Source organism: Xanthomonas sp. NCPPB 2250 (genome assembly GCF_056725265.1).
Genome location: NZ_CM161520.1, coordinates 1,093,093 through 1,111,085 on the forward strand (window position 1 = coordinate 1,093,093; position 17,993 = coordinate 1,111,085).

The window sequence follows — 17,993 nt, forward strand, 5'->3', positions numbered from 1 at the left end:
ATGCACCGCCTGACCGTGGTGCAGCTGCTGCCGGCGCTGGAGTCCGGCGGCGTCGAGCGGTCCACCCTGGAAATCGCCCAGGCCTTGGTCGAGGCCGGGCATCGCGCCGTGGTCGTGTCGGCCGGCGGCCGGCTGCTGCCGGCGCTGGCCGCCACCGGCGCCGAACACATCGCCCTGGACATCGGCCGCAAATCCTTGCTGACCCTGCGCCATGTGCCGGCGTTGCGGCGCCTGTTCGCGCGCGAGCGCGCCGACATCGTGCACGCGCGCTCGCGGCTGCCGGCCTGGCTGGGCTGGCGCGCGCTGCAGGGCATGCCGGCGGCACAGCGCCCGCGCCTGGTCACCACCGTGCACGGGCTCAACTCGCCGAGCCGCTACAGCGCGGTGATGACCCGCGGCGAGCGGGTCATCTGCGTGTCCGAGACCGTGCGCGACTACGTGCTGCAGCACTATCCGCAGACCGATCCGGCGCGCCTGCGGGTGGTGCCGCGCGGCATCGATCCTGCGCAGTTCCCGCGCCGTCCCCGGCCCGATGCGCAGGCGCGCGCCTGGGCCTCCAGCCAGGTGCCGGCGCTGGCCGGCAACGGGCCGCTGCTGCTGTTGCCGGGGCGCGGCACGCGCCTGAAGGGCCACGCCGATGCGCTGCGCCTGCTGGCGGCGCTGCGCGGCGAGGGAAGCGACACGCGGCTGTGGCTGCCGGGCGCGCGCGAGGCCGGGCGCGCGGCCTACATCCGCGAACTGGAAGCCGAGGCGGCGACCCTCGGCGTGGCTGGCGCGGTGGCGTTCACGCCGCCGACTGCGCGCATCGCCGACGCCTACGCCGCCAGCGACCTGGTGCTGCAGCTGTCGCGCAAGCCCGAGGCCTTCGGCCGCACCGTGGTCGAGGCGCTGGCGGTCGGGCGGCCGGTGCTGGGCTGGGCGCATGGTGGGGTCGGCGAATTGCTGGCGCAGCTGCAACCCGCCGGCGCCGTGGCGACCTTCGACGCCGTGGCCCTGCTGGCGGCCGCGCGCGGACTGCTGGCCCAACCGCCGGCGCCGCCGGCCACGCTTCCCTATACGCTGCAGGCGATGCAGCGCAGCACTCTGGCGATCTATGACGAACTCCGGTCCTGACGGTTCCTTGTCCGCTTCTCCCTTGCCCGAGGTCCGCGAACGCTGGGCGCCAGTCTGGGTGCTGGTGTTCGTCGCGCTGTGGCCGGCGCCGGGCCTGGCCGCCGGGGTGCTGGCGCTGGGCGCCCTGGTGACCCTGGCGCGCCTGCTGCACAGCCGCTTCCGCGGCGGCGCGCGCCTGCTCAGCGGCCCGGCCTGGGCGCTGACCACACTGCTGTTCCTCACCTATTGGCTGCCGCAGCCGCTGTCGGCACTGGGCGCGGTGGACGTGCCGCTGGCGCTGCGCGAATCGGCGGTGGACCTGCGCTTCCTGCCGTTCCTGTGGCTGGTGGCGATGGCGGTGGCGACGCCGCGCGGTCGCCGCATTACCTTCAACGGCCTGGCGGTGATCGCCGCGCTCTGGACCGTGGATGCACTGGCGCAGGCGCTGTGCGGCACCAGCCCGCTGTTCTGGTCGATGGACCAGCTGAAGTGGGCGATCAGCCACCACGGCCTGTGCACGCCGCAGGAGATCGCCCTGGCCGATCGCCTCAGCGGCGTGTTCGGCCCGTGCAACCTGAAGTTCGGCCAGGTGCTCGCCAGCGTGTCGCCGTTTCTGCTGTGGCTGGCTGCGCGCCGCGGCGGTGCCTGGGGCTGGCTGATCGCGGCAGGGGCGGTTGGCGTGGTGCTGGTGCTGGCGGGATCGCGTGCGTCGTGGATCACCTTCGCGGTGCTGCTGGTGCTGTCGGGCTGGCGCCTGCTCGGCGCGCGCAAGCTGCTGGCACTGGGCGTGGCCGCACTGCTGGTGGCGGGGGTGCTGGGTGTGGTGTCGCCGCAGGTGCACGACCGCTTCGAGCGCACCGCGCGCGCGCTCAGCGGGCATCCGGCCGACCTCAACGCGGCGCTGACCGGGCGCGCGCAGATCTGGAGCGCGGCCTGGTGCATGATCCGCCAGCACCCGATCAACGGCGTCGGCGTGCGCGGCTTCCGCGAGGCCTACGTCGGGTGCGACCCGGATCCGACCCATGCCGGGGAATGGGGACGCGAGCCGGCCTTCCATGCCCACCAGATCGTGCTCGAGGTGCTCGCCGAGACCGGCGTGATCGGTCTGCTGCTGTGGCTGGCCGGTGCCGCGCAGGCGTGGCGCGCCTGGCGCTACGCCTCGGCGCAGGCGCGCGAGCGGGCGCGCCCGGCGATGCAGGCGCTGCTGATCACGGTGTTCCCGTTCAACACCCACCTGGCGTTCTATTCGTCGTTCTGGGGCGGGCTGACCATGCTGCTGATCGGCCTGTACGCCGGCGCCTTGCTGGCGAACGACCCCGAACAGGCCGAACGCACGGACGCTGCGGCGCCGCGCTGAGCGCTCAGCCGCGCTCGTAGAAGTCGCTGCGGCCGCCGGGCTGGCGCTTGAAGCGGCGGTGGATCCACAGATACTGCGCCGGCGCTTCGCGCACCATCGCCTCGATGGCGGCGTTGACCCGCGCGGTGTCGGCGACCATGTCCTCCGACGGGAAGTCCTCCAGCGGCGGCGCGATGCGCAGCACGTAGTCGGCGCCTTCGCGGCGGTGGAAGTACGGCACCACCGCGCAGCCGGTCAGCCGCGCCAGCTGGTGGGTGGCGGTGATGGTGGCCGCGGGCATGCCGAAGAACGGCACGAACACCGTGTCCTTGCCGCGCATGTCCTGGTCCGGCGCGTACCACAGGAAACCGCCGCGCTTGAGATGGCGCACGCTGCCGCGCAGGTCCTCGTTGGCGAACATCGCGGTGGCGTAGCGCAGGCGGCCGCGCTTGACCGCCCATTCGAACACCGGATTGCGGTGGCGCCGGTACATGCCGGCCAGCGGCACGTACTGGCACAGCAGGCGGCCGCAGATCTCCAGGGTCATGAAGTGGCCGGACACCAGCAGCACGCCGCGGCCTTGCGCCTGCAACGCCTGCAGGTGTTCCAGGCCCTCGATGCGGGTGCGCCGGTGGATCGCGCCGATGCCGCCCCACCAGGCGCGGGCGAATTCGAACACGCCCACGCCCAGCGCATCGAAGCTGTCGCGCAGCAGGCGTTCGCGCCAGGCATCGCTCTGCTCCGGGAAGCACAGCTTCAGGTTCACCTCGGCGGCGTGGCGACGGGTGCCGGCCAGGCGCAGCGCCAGCCAGCCGATGCCGCGGCCCAGGGCGCGCTGCAACAGCCAGGGCAGGCGCGCGGCGATCACCGCCAGGCCGAGCAGCAGCCAGGTGGGCCAGTGGCGGGGCGAGCGTGGTGGCGGTGCGGCCTGGGTGGCGGACGCGGGCGGAGTGGGGGCGGCAGACATGCGCCAAGTTTAGCCGGGCGCGCGCACGACCGCGTCGACGTGCGCTGCGGCGCGCGTGGCGATCGTCTGCCGCCGCCCGCGCGCAACCGGCTATGCTGTCCGGATGCGCAACGATTTCATCGAGCGGCTGCTGCGCGGCCTGTACTCGGCCGTCCTCTATCTGCTGCTGCCGGTCACCGTCTATCACCTGGTCTGGCGCGGTTTCCGCGTGCGCCAGTACTTCCAGCGCTGGGACGAGCGCTACGCCTCGTATTCGCAGGCGCGCGGGCGGCCGCGGGTGTGGCTGCATGCGGTCTCGGTGGGCGAGGTCAACGTCGCCGCGCCGGTGGTCAATGCGCTGCGCGCGCAGCGCCCGGACATCCGCTGGGTGATCACCACCATCACCCCGACCGGTTCGGAGCGGGTGCGCGCGCTGTGGGGCGACGCGCTCGATCATGTGTATCTGCCCTACGACGTGCCCGGCAGCGTCGGCCGTTTCCTGCAGCACTTCCGCCCCAGCCTGGCGTTGATCCTGGAAACCGAGCTGTGGCCGAACATGCTGTTCGGCTGCCGCGACCGCGGCATTCCCGTGTACGTGCTCAATGCGCGGCTGTCGGCGCGTTCGTTGCGCGGCTACCGGCTGCTGCGGCCGTTGATCGGGCGCGCGCTGCGCACCGTCACCTGCGTGGCGGCGCAGTCGCAGGAGGATGCCGAGCGCTTCGTGGCGCTGGGCGCGCGTGCCGAGCAGGTGCGCGCGTTGGGCAACCTGAAGTTCGACATCGCCGCGCCTGCGCACTTGCCGGAGGTCGTCGCCGCGTTCCGCGAACGCGTGCCGGCGACGCGTCCGGTGTGGATCGCCGCCAGTACTCATGACGGCGAGGAGGCGGCGGTGATCGAGATGCACCGGCAGCTGCGCCGGCAGTGGCCGGACCTGCTGCTGCTGTGGGCGCCGCGGCATCCGGAGCGCTTCGCCAAGGTCGAGGCGCTGGCGCGCGACCAGGGCTGGCGCGTGGCCACGCGCCGCCAGCAGCAGTGGCCCGGCACCGAGGATGCGGTGTTCGTGATCGATACGCTGGGCGAGCTGATGGGGTTCTATGCCTGCGCCCAGGTGGCCTTCGTCGGAGGCAGCCTGCAGCCGATCGGCGGCCACAACCTGTTGGAGCCGGCGGCGGTCGGCACGCCATCGGTCACCGGCCCGCACCTGCATAATTTTTCCGAGATTTCGCGGCGCATGCGCGAAGCCGGTGCGGTGGCCATCTGCGAGGATGCCGGCGCCGTGTGCGCGGCGCTGCAGAGCCTGCTGGCCGATGCCGAGGCGCGCACGCGCATGGCCGAGGCCGGCTGCGCGCTGGTCGCGAACGGCCGTGGCGCGCTGCAGCGGACTCTGCAGCTGATCGCGCCGCACCTGCCGCCGCTGGCGGGCGATGCGGGTGTGGAGGACTGACGCGTCGTAGAGGCGCGCGGGCATATCCGTCGCAGCGGGGATCGCCATGACGGGCTTTTCATGGGAAGGCCTGTCGCGGCTGAAGCCGCTCCTACGGCTCCTGCGACGGCAGCCTTTTCCGCGGTCCGGAAAGACCCGTTGTGGGCGCAATTTCAGGAAGCCTCGAACAGCGCGCTTTGCCGTGGCTCAGTGCGACACATGGTTGCCCTCGTAGGAGCGGCTTCAGCCGCGACGGGTATTCCCGGTAACGCCCGTCGCGGCTGAAGCCGCTCCTACAAATGGCCTTCGTCGTTACTCGAGGTGCCCTCCAAGTCGCGACGCATGGCACGCGCCGTCCCTCTCCTCCCATCGCGCAGCGCGTCGGGACTGAAGTCCCTCCCACAGGTGGCTGCCGCAATTTGCCCCACGCCTCCATAACAAAAACGGCGGACCCGAAGGCCCGCCGTTTCGGCGACAAGCGCGTGTGCGTGCGCTTACTGCGTGCTGTTGGCGGAGTTGAGCTTGGACTCTGCGCTCTGGGTCAGCAGCGCGTTGATCGACTGCACCTCGGCCACGTCCAGCGAGCCGAGCGCCTGGCTCAGCAGCAGGCGGTTCTGCAGGAAGTTGTAGCGCGCCTGCGCGTAGGCCAGCTGCGCCTGGTACAGGGTGCGCTGGTTCTGCACCACGTCCAGCACGGTGCGGGTACCCACTTCCAGGCCGACCTGCGAGGCGTCGAACGCGGCCTGCGCCGAGACCACCGCCAGGCGCCGCGCCTCGATCTCGCTGATCCCGGCCACCACCGTCTGGTAGGCGTTGCGGGTGTTGCGGTCGAGCGCGCGCTTCTGCAGTTCGTAGGTGTCCTGGGCGATGTCGCGCTGCGCCAGCGCCTGGCGCACCGCCGACTGGGTGGCGCCGCCGGCGAAGATCGGGATGTTCAAGGTCAGGCCGATGGTGTTGCTGTCGGCGCGCGGGGTGCTGCCGCTGCCGGAGACGCTGTCGCCCCAGTTCGCATCGCGGCCGGCGCTGGCCGACAGGTTCAGCGTCGGCAGGTGCCCGGCGCGCGCGGCCGAGACGCTGGCCTCGGCGGCCTGCACCTGGTACTGGTAGGACCGCAGCGACGGATTCTTGTCCAGCGCCGAGGCGATCAGGCTGTCGATGTCGCCGCCGGTGGCCGGCAGCTGCGGACGGAAATCCTCCGGCAGGCCGCGCAGGTCGCGCACCGGCTGGCCGGTGATCTGGGTCAGCGCCTGGTACAGATCCTGCAGCGAGTTGCGCGCGGTGATCGTGTCGGCGCGGGCCTGGTCGTACTCTGCGCGGGCTTCGTGCACGTCGGTGATCGGCGCCAGGCCCACTTCCAGGCGCTTGTCGGCATAGTCGAACTGCTTCTTGGCGGCGGCTTCGTTGGTCTCGGCGGCGACCAGCGATTCGATCGCCACCAGCACGTTGAAGTAGGCCGCCGAGGTGCGCACGATCAGGTCGTCGTTGGCCGAATCCAGGGTGTAGTCGGCGGCCAGGCTGCGCGCCTTCTGCGCGCGCAGGTTGGAGAACTGCGCGAAGTTGACCAGGGTCTGCTGGCCCTGCACGGCGTAGCTGCGGCTCTTGCCGGTGCCGGCCAGTTCGCCGCCGCCGCGCTCGACTTCGCTATGGTTGCGCTGCAGCGACGCGCTGCCGTTGATCTGCGGCAGCAGGGCGGCGCGCGCCTGCACTTCGCCTTCCTTGTCGTACAGCCGGGTCGATTCCGCGGAGGCCAACTGCGGGTCGCTGTTGCGGGCCATTTCGTAGACTTGCAGCAGGTCCGTGGCGTTGGCGGCCAACGGAAACAGCGCGGCGGCCAGCGCCAGGACGAGGGATCGGCGGATCATTGCGGCTTCCTTGATGGATCAGAATGTGAACTGGGGGACTGGCGCTGCGCCTCGCAGGTAGTACGCCAGGTCGGTTTCGAACAGCGATTCCGTGCGCGGCGCGCCGGCTTCGGCATGCACCAGCACCGCTTCCATGACCGGCGCGCGGCCGCGGATCGCGAACAGGCGGCCGCCGGGGCGCAGCCAGGCCAGGAACTGGGCCGGGATCTCGGTGACCGCGGCGGTGACGCAGACCACGTCGAAGCGGCGCTCGCTGTTCCAGGCGAAGGCGTCGGCGGTCTCGATGCGGACGTTGCTGCCCAGGCCGGCGGCGTCCAGGTTGGCGCGCGCGGCGGCGGCCAGGGCCGGCTCGATCTCCAGGCTGACCACTTCGCGGCCGAGCTCGCCCAGGCAGGCGCTGACGAAGCCGCTGCCGGTGCCGATCTCCAGCACGTCCTCGCCCGGCTGCAGGTCCAGGGCCTGCAGCATGCGGCCTTCGATGACCGGCTTCATCATGAACTGGCCGTGGCCCAGCGGAATCTCCAGGTCGGCGTACGCCACGGCGCGGTGGGCCGGCGGCACGAAGGTCTCGCGCGGCAGCCGCGACAGCACGTCGAGCACGCGCAGGTCCAGCACGTCCCAGGGACGGACCTGCTGTTCCACCATCTTTTCGCGGGCTTGGGAGTAGTCGATCGTCATTTCGGGCATCCAACGCGGAGGGCCGGGCATTTTAGCCGGCACGGAGGCCGGGCGTATGCCGCAGCATCGCCGCCGGACGGTCCGGCGCGCAGTGCCGGAAGTCATCGGCCGTCGCGGACAGCCCCACGGCCGGGCTAGCGCGCCGCATAGGCACGCAGGAAGAAGTCGATGCTGGCCTCGACATGGGCGCGGATCCGCTCCTGGCTGGCGTCGCGGCACAGCCCGCACATCATCAGCGAGTACAGCTCGCCCTTGACCAGGCAGAAGAACTGCGAGGCGGCCAGGTCGAGGTCGGCGATGTCCAGCGCGCCGGCGGCGACGTGGGCCTGCAGCAGCTGCGCCAGGTGCTGCTGGGTGCGCTTGGGACCGGCATTCCAGAACATCTCGCGGACGTGGTCGTCGCCGGTGCCCGGGGTCAGCATCATGCGGTGGGTGGCCATCGCCGCCTCGCTGCTGATCATGGCGAAGAAGGCCTGGCCGATGTCCAGCAACTGGGTGCGCAGCGGCCCTTTCAGGGCGTGCCCGAACAGGTCGTCGGGCAGCAGCGCCTGGCATTGCGCGCGCACCGCCTCGGCGAACAGGGTCTCCTTGTCGCCATAGTGGCTGTAGACGGTGAGCTTGGAGACGCCGGCGCGGGCGGCGATGCCGTCCATGCTGACCCCGCCGAAGCCCAGTTCGGTGAACATCTCCCGTGCCGCTTCCAGGATCGCGGCGCGTTTGCCCATGTCCTTGGGACGACCGGGCCCGGCGGGACGCGAGGAGGATTTGGCGGAGGCGGCGGACGATTTGCTGACCATGGGTGGCAATACTAGACCAGTCGGTTCGATATTTATACTAGACCCGTTGGTTCATTATTGTGACGCTGCGTTCGGCGGGCGTGGCGGCCGGGCCGGGCAGCGCGCCGGCGGGTACGGGCGGGCAGGGGCCGCGGCATCCAATGCTTTGCTTATGCGCGGCTTACATTTGCCTAACATCGGGCTCATGGTCGCCTAATCGACTGCCCCGACGATGCCGCCATGGCCATCGTCCCCCTCTCCGCTGCTTCCGGTTTCCGCTTCGCCGATCCTGTGCTGGTCGATGCCCTGCATCCCGATCGCGCGCAGGTGGAAGCCTTCATCGCCCGGGTCTACCGCGAGCGCTACGGCGCGGTCCTGCGCGGCTTTCTCCCGCATCTGCTCGCCTACCACGGCGCCGACGGTCGCCTGCAGGCCGCGCTGGGGCTGCGCTGCGCCAGCGAGGGTCCGCTGTTCGTCGAGCAATACCTGGCGCAGCCGGCCGAACTGGCGATCGCCGAGCGGATGCCGCGGCGGGTGGTGCGCACGGAGTTGGTGGAGGTGGGCAATTTCGCCGCCGAGCACGCCGGCGATGCGCGGGCGATGATCCGCGCGCTGACCGGCACCCTGCATGCCGCCGGCCTGCGCTGGGTGTTGTTCGTGGCGACCCGGCAACTGCGCAACGCCTTCGACCGCCTGCACCTGGCCACCGTGGAGCTGGGCGAGGCGCGCGGCCAGGACCTGCGCGACGATCCCAGCGACTGGGGCGACTACTACGCGGCGCAGCCGCGGCTGATGTTCGGCGACATTGCCGCCGGGCACGCTTTCCTGCAGCGCGAGACGGGGACACGCCAAGGCGTGCTGCCGGCATTCCGCGCCTGTCTGGCGGGGGCGCCGTGAGCGCGCCTGGCTTCGCCGAGCTGCTGGCCGGCCTGCGCGGCGACGACGCGCGCGTGCTTTATGCCAATGGGGCGCTGCGCGAGCGCGATCTGGTCGAGCGCGCACAGCGCCTGGCCGATGCGCTGCAGCGGCATGGGCTGCACTGCGTGGCCAGTCGCCTGGACAACGGCCCCGAGTGGCTGCTGCTGGATCTGGCGATCCGCCTGAACGGCGGCGTGCACGTGCCGCTGCCGACCTTCTTCAGCCCGGCGCAGGCGCAGTACGCGCTGGCCAGCAGCGGTGCACAGGGGCTGATCGCGGCGCCGGGCCCGGCCCTGGCCGACCTCGACGGCGAGGCGCTGCGCCTGCCGGAGCCGGGACTGGCGGGCCTGCGTCTGGCGCAGGCGCCGGTGGCGCTGCCCGCGGACACCGGCTGCATCACCTACACCTCCGGCACCACCGGCCAGCCCAAGGGCGTGTGCCTGAGCGCCGACGCGTTGCTGCAGGTCGCCGGCTCGCTGGCCGACGCCGCCTCGGCGCTGGCGCCGCGCCGGCACCTGTGCCTGATGCCGCTGTCGACGCTGCTGGAGAACGTCGCCGGTCTCTATGCGCCGCTGCTGTCCGGCGCGCAGATCGCGCTGCCGTCGCTGGCCGAGATCGGCTACAGCGGTGCCGCCGGCCTGGACATCCCAACCCTGATCGCCTGCCTGCACCGCTACCAGCCGCACAGCGTGATCCTGGTGCCGCAGCTGCTGCTGGCGCTGGTCATGGCCGCCGAGCGCGGCGTGCCGCTGCCCGCCTCGCTGCGCTACCTGGCGGTCGGCGGCGGTCGCGTCGGTCCGGGCCTGCTGCGCCGCGCGGCGGCGCTGCAACTGCCGGTGTTCGAAGGCTATGGCCTGACCGAGTGCGCCTCGGTGGTGGCCTTGAACCGGCCCGAGGCGCAGCGCCTGGGCAGCGTCGGACGGCCGCTGCCGCATGCGCGGGTGCAGGTGGTCGACGGCGAACTGCAGGTCGAGGGCGTGCGCTGCCTGGGCTACCTGGGCGCGCCCGGCCCGGCACCGGGGCCGATCGCCACCGGCGACCTGGGCCATGTCGACGCCGACGGCTTCGTGCACATCACCGGCCGCCGCAAGCATGTGTTCATCACCGCGTTCGGCCGCAATGTCTCGCCGGAGTGGGTGGAAAGCGAACTGCTGCAGCATCCGCTGATCGCCCAGGCCGTCGTGTGCGGCGAGGCGCGTGCGCACAACCTGGCGGTGCTGTGGCCGCGCCGCGCCGGCGAAGACGACGCCGCGCTGCACGGCGCGCTGGCCGAGGTCAACGCCGGCCTGCCCGATTACGCCCGCGTCGCCGGCTTCGTACGCGCCGCCGCGCCATTCAGCGCCGCCGACGGCCTGCTCACCGGCAACGGCCGCCCGCGCCGCGACGCCATCCTGCAGCGCTACGCCGACGCCGTGGCGCAGCGCTATGCCGAACTCGAACCCGATCCCGCCCCAGGAGCCTTCCAATGAGTTTCCATGCCCGGCTGCTCGCCGAGACCCAGGCCGAACGCGCCGACCTGATCGCCATCCCGATCATCCAGACCGCCCTGGCCGGGCAGATCGCCGGTGCCGACTACGTCGCCTTCCTCGGCCAGGCGTATCACCACGTGCGCCATACCGTGCCCCTGCTGATGGCCTGCGGCGCGCGCCTGCCGGCACGGCTGGAGTGGCTGCGCAGCGCGGTGGCCGAGTACATCGAGGAAGAACTGGGCCACCAGGAGTGGATCCTCGACGACCTGGCCGCCTGCGGCGCCGACCGCGCCGCCGCCGCCGCATCGATGCCATCGGCGGCGACCGAACTGATGGTGGCCTACGCCTACGACACCATCGCCCGCGGCAATCCGGTCGGTTTCTTCGGCATGGTGCTGGTGCTGGAAGGCACCAGCGTGGCGCTGGCCACGCGCGCGGCCGAGAGCATCGAGACCTCGCTGGGCCTGCCGCGCAACGCCTTCAGCTACCTGCGCTCGCACGGCGACCTGGACATCGAGCATGCCGGGTTCTTCGAAGGTCTGATGGACCGGCTCGACGACGCCGACGACCAGCGCGCCGTGGTGCATGCGGCCAAGCGCTTCTACGGCCTGTACGGCGACATTTTCCGCAGCCTGCGCGCACAGCCGGCGCTGCCCATGGCGGAGGCCGCATGATGGATCTCAACGGACGCAGTGTGATTCTCACCGGCGCCAGCGGCGGCATCGGCGCTGCCCTGTGCGACGAACTGGTGGCCGCCGGCGCCTGCGTGCTGGCGGTCGGCCGCGACCCGGTGCGCCTGGCGCAGGTCGCCGGCCGGCATCCGCAGGGGCGAGTGCTGCCGCTGCCGCTGGACCTGTCCACGCCGGCCGGGCGCGCGCAGTTGCTCGACGCTGCCGGGGCCTTGCCGATCCGGCCCTCGCTGCTGCTGATCGCGCATGCGCAGAGCGGCTTCGGCCTGTTCGCCGAGCAGTCCGAGCAGGATCTGCGGCAATTGCTCGACACCAACCTGATGGCGCCCATGTTGCTGGTGCGCGCGCTGCTGCCGCTGTTGCAGGCGCAGCCGCAGGCCACGGTGGTGGCGGTGGGCTCGACCTTCGGCAGCCTGGGTTTCCCCGGCTTTGCCGGCTACAGCGCCAGCAAGTTCGGCCTGCGCGGGCTGTTCGAGGCACTGGCGCGTGAGTACGCCGACAGCCATGTGCGCTTCCAGTACCTGGCGCCGCGTGCCACCCGCACCGCGTTCAACACCGCGCAGGTGGATGCGATGAACCAGGAGCTGAAGGTCGGCGCCGACACCCCGGAGCGGGTGGCGCGCGCGCTGCGCCAGGCGATCGAACGCGGCGACCGCCGCCTGCAGATCGGTTGGCCGGAAAAACTCTTCGCCCGTCTCAACGGCGCTTTGCCGGGACTGGTGGACCGCAGCCTGAAAGCGCAGTTGCCGGTGGTACGCCGGCATGCCACACGCCTTCCTTCCCGACTTGGAGATGCCCGATGAAGCTGCGTCCGTGTGTGTTGTTGCTGTTGCTTGCGCTGTCGCCGCTGGGTGCGGCCGCCGCTGCCGCGCCGCTGACCCCGGCGGTGGTCGCGGTGCGCGACCAGTGGGCGCAGGTCGCCTACCAGACGCCGAAGCCGCAGCGCCTGCAGGCCTACGCCCGCCTCGCCACGCAGGCGGGCGTGGCCCGGCAGGCGGCGCCGCGGGATCCGGCGGCGCTGATCTGGGAGGGCATCGTGCTGTCCAGCGAGGCCAATGAACGCGGCGGGCTCGGCGCGCTCGCCCTGGTCAAGCGCGCCCGCAGCGATTTCGAGCAGGCGCTGGCGCTGGACCCGGCCGCCCTGAACGGCGCCGGCTGCACCAGCCTGGGCGCGCTGTACTACCAGGTGCCGGGCTGGCCGGTCGGCTTCGGCGACGACGCCAAGGCGCGCGCGCTGCTGCAGCAAGGCCTGCAGTACGACCCGGACGGCATCGACGCCAATTACTTCTACGGCGATTTCCTGCGCGCGCAGAAGGACTGGAGCGGCGCCGCGGCAGCGCTGCGCAAGGCCCTGGCGGCACCGCCGCGGCCCGGCCGCGAGGTGGCCGACCACGGCCGTCGCCAGCAGATCCAGGCGGCGCTGCACGAGGTCGAAACGCATCTTGCCAGCCGCTGAGCGGCCGCCCACACTGCGGCCATGCGCATCCTGCTGGTGGAAGACGATCTGTCGCTGGGAGAGGGCATCCGCACCGCCCTGCGCCGCGCCGCCTATTCGGTGGACTGGGTGCAGGACGGTGCCGCTGCGCTGGCCGCGATCGGCGATGGCGACATCGACCTGGTGCTGCTGGACCTGGGGCTGCCGCGGATGGACGGGCTGGAGGTGATCCGGCGCACCCGCCAGCTCGGTGCCGACGTGCCGATCCTGGTGCTCAGCGCGCGCGAGCGGCCGGCCGACCGTGCGCTGGGCCTGGACGTGGGCGCCGACGATTACCTGGGCAAGCCCTTCGATACGACCGAACTGCTGGCGCGCACGCGTGCGCTGCTGCGGCGCAGCGCCGGCCGCGCCACGCCGCAGTTGGAGATCGGCGCGCTGCACCTGGACCCGGAACGCCTGGCGGTGCGCTGGCGCGGCCGTGCCCTGGACCTGACCCGGCGCGAGTTCGCCCTGCTGTGGCTGCTGGCCGAGCGCCACGGCCGCGCCATCGCCCGCGATTCGATCCAGCAGCGGCTGTACGGCTGGGACGAGGACGTGGCCAGCAACGCAGTGGACGTGCACGTGCACCAGTTGCGGCGCAAGCTCGATCCGGCGCTGATCCGCACCGTGCGCGGGGTCGGCTACGCGCTCGACACCCAGGCCGCGACGGCGGCGCCATGAGTTCGATGCGGCGACGCTTGCTGGGCGGCCTGCTCGGCGTGGTGGTGCCGGTGTTCGCGCTGACCGCGCTGCTGAGCTACCGCGCCGGCCTGCAGGAGGCCGGCGAGATGTTCGATGCCAAGCTGGTGCAGTCCTCGCGCGTGTTGCTGAGCCTGGTCGACGAGCCGCTGGACGATCTGTCGCGGTTGGGCCCGGCCGGCGACGCCATCGTGATCCGCGGCTGGCATGGCCAGGCGCAGGGCGTGGGCGAGGCGCTGGCGTTCCGCACCGGGCACGCCTACGAAAGCAAGCTCGCGTTCCAGGTGCGCGACCGCAATGGCCATCTGCTGCTGCGCTCGGACAGCGGACCGACCCGGCAACTGGCGCCGCTGCGCGCCGGCTTCGCCGACGTCACCCTGGACGGCGACCGCTGGCGCACCTTCAGCCTGCGCTCGCCGGGCGGGCGCTGGTTCCAGACCGGCGAACAGGCCGATATCCGCGAGGAATTGGCCGAGGACATCGCGCTGGGCACGGCCTTGCCGTTGCTGCTGGCCCTGCCGGTGCTGGTGGTGCTAGTGTGGCTGGTGGTGAGTTGGGCCAGCGGCGCCCTGAGCCGGGTGTCGCAGGCGATCGGCGAGCGCGACCCGCAGCGGCTGGAACCGCTGCCGCTGCAGGGCGTGCCGCGCGAGATCCTTGGCCTGGTCACCGCGGTCAACGGGCTGATGCGGCGCCTGCAGACCGCGCTGGAGCGCGAACGCCGCTTCATCGCCGATGCCGCGCACGAACTGCGCACCCCCATCGCCGCGCTGAAGGTGCACGCCGACAACCTGCGCCAGGCCCGCGACGCCGACGAGCGCAGTGAATCGCAGCGACACCTGGACGCCAGCGTGCGCCGGGTGGAGCGGCTGGTCGCGCAGTTGCTGACCCTGAGCCGGGTCGAGCCGGGCGCCGCCGCCGCGGCGCTGTCGCCGCTGGCGCTGGACGCGCTGGTGGCATTGCAGGTGGAGGAGGCGCGCGACCAGGCGGCGCGCCGCGGCCAGCACCTGCACCTGCGCCGCAACGACCCGGCGCGGCTGCCGGCCAACGAGGCGGCGCTGTCGGCGCTGGTGCGCAACCTGATCGACAACGCGCTGCGCTATGCGCCGCCGCAGGGCCAGGTCGAGGTGGCGCTGTGCGCCGGCCGTGACGGCGTCTGCTTCAGCGTCGAGGATTCCGGCCCCGGCATCCCGGCCGAGGCGCGCGAGCGGGTGTTCGCGCGCTTCCACCGCGAACTGGGCAGTGGCGTGGAAGGCAGCGGCCTGGGCCTGGCGATCGTGCGCGAGGTGGTGACCGCGCACGGCGGCGAGGTCACCCTGGACGCCTCGCCGACCCTGGGTGGCCTGCGCGTCTGCGTGACCCTGCCGCTACCTGTGTGAGTCCGGCCTGGGCGTCAGGAACACCCTGACATCGGCGCCGAACAGGCAGTGATAGATTAGCCATCTGCCCACAGGGGGTACCCGCGCGCCGTTGCAGGTGTGATTCGGAAAGGGATGGAACAGGGGGATCGGCGTCACGATAGTCGCGACGGCGCGCACGCGCTGTGTCGCCGCCTGGGCGTGGTGATATGCCTGCTGCTGGCGCTGTGCTGCGCCAGTGCCGCCGCGCGCGCCGAACCGGCCGCGCCGCTGACCGAGCGCACGGTGCTCGACCGCCCGGTGATCGCGCGCTGGACCATGGAAGAGGGGCTGCCGCATAACCTGGTGCACGCCCTGGCCCAGGACCGCGACGGCATGATCTGGGTGGGAACCTGGGAAGGCGTGGCCCGCTTCGACGGCCGCGCCTTCACCGTCTTCGATCGGCAGAACACGCCGGGCATGGAACTGTCGGGGGTGTTCGCGCTGCTCGCCGAAACCGATGGCGGCATGCTGGTCGGCACCGCCTACGACGGTGTGTTCCGCTACGCCGCCGGGCGCTGGGAACATCTGGGCGATGCGCGCGCGCAGCGCCTGCGGGTCACCGCGATGCTGCGCGATGCCGACGGCGCGCTGTGGGTAGGCAGCGAGGACGGCCTGTTCCGGATCGAGGCCGACGGCCGCCTGGTCGATGTCGGCTCCGCCGCGGGGCTGCGCCGGACCCGCATCGCCGCGCTGCTGCGCTACCGCGATGCGGTGCTGGTGGGCACCTCGCAGGGGCTGTTCCGCCTGACCGCGCACGGCACGCAGGCGCAACGCTGGGGCACGGCGGCGATGCGTACCGCCTCGATCCGGCGGCTGAGCCCCGACCGTCACGGCGGCCTGCTGGTGGCCAGCGACGAGGGCGTGTTCTGGCTCGGCGGCAACGGCGCGCTGCAATGGCTGCGGCGCGGCCAGCGCGTCGATGCCGCGCTGCAGGACCAGGACGGCCAGCTGTGGATGAGCCTGTCCAGCGGGCAACTGTTGCGGCGCACCGCCAACGGTGCCAGCGACGAAGTCCTGTCGATCTCCGGCGTGGTCAGCCCTGCGTTGATCGAGGACCACGAGGGCCTGGTGTGGGCCGGCAGCACCGACGGGCTGTTCCGTGTCGCCAAGGGCGACGCCGGCGGCCTGACCCGCCAGGACGGGCTCGGCAGCGACTACGTGCGCGTGGTCGAGCAGAACGCCGATGGCACGATCTGGATCGGCCATGCCGCCGGCCTGGACCGCTGGGAGGGCGGCCGCATCCGCGCGATTCGGCTGAGCGAGCGGCCGGGCCGCGATCCGTCGGTGCTGGCGCTGGCCGCTGCCCGCGACGGCGGCATGTGGGTGGGCACCTACGACCAGGGCGTGCTGCTGCTGTCGGCCGACGGCGCGATCCGGCAGCGCCTGGGCGTGGCCGCGGGCGTGCCGCGAACCATGGTGCGCGCGCTGCTGGCCGATGCCGACGGCGGCCTGTGGATCGGCGGCAACGAGGGGCTGCTGTACCGCAAGGGCGATCGCACGCGGGCCTACGGCAGCGCCGACGGTCTGCCCGGGCGGCAGGTACAGGCGCTGTACCGCGACCACGCCGGCGTGCTGTGGATCGGCACCAATCAGGGCATCGCCACGCTCGCGGGCAACGGCACGCTGCAGGCGCGGCCAAGCGGACACGGCTTCCCGGCACAGAACGCCTTCGACTTCCTCGAAGATGCCGACGGCACCCTGTGGGTCGCCAGCGACCGCGGCCTGCTGCGGCTGCGCGGCGGGCAGTGGCGCATCTACGACCACGGCGTCGGTCTGCCGCGGGACAAGCTGTTCCGGCTGCTCGACGACGGCAACGGCAACCTGTGGGCGAACAGCAACCGCGGCGTGCTGCGCATCGCGCGTGCGCGGCTGGCGGAGCTGGACGCGGGCCAGCGCAGCACCCTGGCGGTGGACGTGGTCGACCGCAGCGACGGCATGCCCGGCGGGCAGGGCAACGGCAGCAGCGCGCCGGCCGGCTGGCGCAGCCGCGACGGTGTGCTGCTGATCCCGACCTCGGCCGGGCTGGCGCTGATCGATCCGGCCCTGCCGAGCCGGCGCAACGTGCGTGCGCCGCCGCTGGTGATCGCGCATGTGCAGGTGGATGGCGTGGCGCAGCCGCTGCGTGGCGATTACCGCCTGCACGGCGGTGTCGCCCGGCTCGCGGTCGGCTATGCCGGGCTGAGCTTCCGCTCGCCGGACAAGGTGCGCTACCGCTACCGCCTGCAGGGATTCGACCGGCAGTGGGTCGATGCCGGCAGCAACGAGGAAGCCGTCTACACCAACCTGCCGTCGGGCAGCTATCGCCTGGACGTGCAGGCGATGACCAGTCCGCTGGACTGGTCGCGCAGCGAACGCATCGGCAGCGCCTCGCTGCAACTGCAGCTGGTGCCGCCGTTCTGGGAGCGCTGGCCGTTCGTGGTGCTGGCGGCGCTGTGCGCGACCGGCCTGATCCTGTGGTGGTACCGCGGCCGCAGCCATCGCTACCGGCGCCGCCAGCGCCGGCTCAACACCATCATCGCCGAGCGCACCCACGAGCTGAAGGCCAAGAACCTGGCGTTGAAGCTGGCCAACCTCGAACGCGAGGACCTGGTGCGCAAGCTCGCCTACCAGGCCGGGCACGATGCGCTGACCGGCCTGCCCAACCGGCGCACCGGCGATCCCTATCTCAACACGGCGCTGGAGCGGGCGCTGGGCACGCGCACGCCGTTGTGCGTGGCGCTGCTGGACATCGACCACTTCAAGAAGATCAACGACGCCTACGGCCACGAGATCGGCGACGAGGTGCTGCGCCGGGTCGGCGAGGCGCTGCGCGACAGCCTCGGCGAGCAGGCGTTCGCCGCGCGCCATGGCGGCGAGGAATTCCTGCTGGTGCTGCCCGGCCTGGACCAGGAGCCGGCGCGCGCGCGCCTGGACGCGCTGCGCCTGCGCGTGGCCGACCTGGTGCTGTACGCCGACGACGGCCGCGCGGTGCGCTTCACCGCCAGCATCGGCTTCGCCTGCCTGTCGCCGGCCCTGCGCACCCGCCGCGACCTGCTGGTGAAGGCCGACAAGCACCTGTACCAGGCCAAGCGCGAAGGCCGCGATCGGGTGGTCGGCTAGGCCGCTGCCGCACCGCGGACGCAGCGCGTCGGTGGTGCGGCGACGCAGCTTGCGTGGGAAGCGCGCGCAGGCGCCAGGCTGGCGCCGCGAAAAACGTGGAGCGTTCCAGTGGGGCGGTCCGCACCGCCGCATCGC

General features: G+C 72.2%; 15 protein-coding genes. 11 read left to right on the top strand and 4 right to left on the bottom strand.

What is annotated here, in order from left to right; translation table 11 throughout:
* Entirely contained in the window at positions 1–1,113 is a 1,113-nt protein-coding gene (locus AC1PMG_RS04575; protein ID WP_481110813.1) for a glycosyltransferase, read from the top strand.
* The gene (locus tag AC1PMG_RS04580; protein ID WP_481110814.1) at positions 1,094–2,449 is read left to right on the top strand and encodes an O-antigen ligase family protein; all 1,356 of its coding nucleotides are present in this window, start codon (positions 1,094–1,096) and stop codon (positions 2,447–2,449) included. The genes AC1PMG_RS04575 and AC1PMG_RS04580 overlap by 20 nt, the downstream gene beginning before the upstream one ends.
* 4 nt (positions 2,450–2,453) lie before the next feature.
* Here the strand turns inward: AC1PMG_RS04580 and AC1PMG_RS04585 are convergent, their stop codons facing one another.
* A complete protein-coding gene (locus AC1PMG_RS04585) occupies positions 2,454–3,395 on the bottom strand; it encodes an LpxL/LpxP family Kdo(2)-lipid IV(A) lauroyl/palmitoleoyl acyltransferase (protein WP_481110815.1) in 942 nt (313 codons plus the stop codon).
* 103 nt (positions 3,396–3,498) lie between these two features.
* On the opposite strand from AC1PMG_RS04585, the gene waaA reads away from it, so the two are divergent.
* Positions 3,499–4,818, top strand: coding sequence for a lipid IV(A) 3-deoxy-D-manno-octulosonic acid transferase (gene waaA / locus AC1PMG_RS04590; protein WP_481110816.1), 1,320 nt, complete (start codon positions 3,499–3,501; stop codon positions 4,816–4,818).
* Positions 4,819–5,291: 473 nt separating this feature from the next.
* On the opposite strand, the gene AC1PMG_RS04595 is transcribed toward waaA, so the two are convergent.
* From AC1PMG_RS04595 to AC1PMG_RS04605, 3 genes are all read right to left on the bottom strand, one after another.
* Complete coding sequence (locus tag AC1PMG_RS04595) at positions 5,292–6,659, bottom strand: TolC family outer membrane protein (protein ID WP_342072885.1); 1,368 nt, start codon at positions 6,657–6,659, stop codon at positions 5,292–5,294.
* 18 nt (positions 6,660–6,677) lie between these two features.
* Positions 6,678–7,337, bottom strand: coding sequence for a protein-L-isoaspartate O-methyltransferase family protein (locus AC1PMG_RS04600; protein ID WP_010344493.1), 660 nt, complete (start codon positions 7,335–7,337; stop codon positions 6,678–6,680).
* A gap of 134 nt (positions 7,338–7,471) precedes the next feature.
* Positions 7,472–8,134: a TetR/AcrR family transcriptional regulator gene (locus AC1PMG_RS04605; protein ID WP_026143842.1), complete on the bottom strand. Its 663-nt coding sequence runs from the start codon at positions 8,132–8,134 to the stop codon at positions 7,472–7,474.
* Between the two features lie 219 nt (positions 8,135–8,353).
* Here AC1PMG_RS04605 and AC1PMG_RS04610 point away from each other — a divergent pair, with 219 nt between their 5' ends.
* The 8 genes from AC1PMG_RS04610 to AC1PMG_RS04645 all read left to right on the top strand — a co-directional run bounded on the left by AC1PMG_RS04610 (position 8,354) and on the right by AC1PMG_RS04645 (position 17,858).
* Positions 8,354–9,010, top strand: a complete 657-nt coding sequence (locus AC1PMG_RS04610; protein ID WP_481110817.1) for a thermostable hemolysin — start codon at positions 8,354–8,356, stop codon at positions 9,008–9,010.
* Complete coding sequence (locus tag AC1PMG_RS04615; protein WP_481110818.1) at positions 9,007–10,500, top strand: AMP-binding protein; 1,494 nt, start codon at positions 9,007–9,009, stop codon at positions 10,498–10,500. The genes AC1PMG_RS04610 and AC1PMG_RS04615 overlap by 4 nt, the downstream gene beginning before the upstream one ends.
* Complete coding sequence (locus AC1PMG_RS04620) at positions 10,497–11,174, top strand: iron-containing redox enzyme family protein (protein ID WP_043094824.1); 678 nt, start codon at positions 10,497–10,499, stop codon at positions 11,172–11,174. The genes AC1PMG_RS04615 and AC1PMG_RS04620 overlap by 4 nt, the downstream gene beginning before the upstream one ends.
* Positions 11,174–11,992 (top strand): SDR family oxidoreductase, encoded by an 819-nt coding sequence (locus AC1PMG_RS04625; RefSeq protein WP_481111608.1) that lies wholly within the window; start codon positions 11,174–11,176, stop codon positions 11,990–11,992. The genes AC1PMG_RS04620 and AC1PMG_RS04625 overlap by 1 nt, the downstream gene beginning before the upstream one ends.
* A complete protein-coding gene (locus AC1PMG_RS04630; RefSeq protein WP_342072882.1) occupies positions 11,989–12,645 on the top strand; it encodes a tetratricopeptide repeat protein in 657 nt (218 codons plus the stop codon). Before AC1PMG_RS04625 ends, AC1PMG_RS04630 begins: the two co-directional genes overlap by 4 nt.
* A 21-nt stretch (positions 12,646–12,666) precedes the next feature.
* Positions 12,667–13,344, top strand: a complete 678-nt coding sequence (locus tag AC1PMG_RS04635) for a response regulator transcription factor (RefSeq protein WP_209030847.1) — start codon at positions 12,667–12,669, stop codon at positions 13,342–13,344.
* A 17-nt stretch (positions 13,345–13,361) separates the two neighbouring features.
* A complete protein-coding gene (locus tag AC1PMG_RS04640) occupies positions 13,362–14,738 on the top strand; it encodes an ATP-binding protein (RefSeq protein WP_481111609.1) in 1,377 nt (458 codons plus the stop codon).
* 114 nt (positions 14,739–14,852) lie between these two features.
* The gene (locus AC1PMG_RS04645) at positions 14,853–17,858 is read left to right on the top strand and encodes a diguanylate cyclase (RefSeq protein ID WP_481110819.1); all 3,006 of its coding nucleotides are present in this window, start codon (positions 14,853–14,855) and stop codon (positions 17,856–17,858) included.
* Positions 17,859–17,993: the final 135 nt, after the last annotated feature.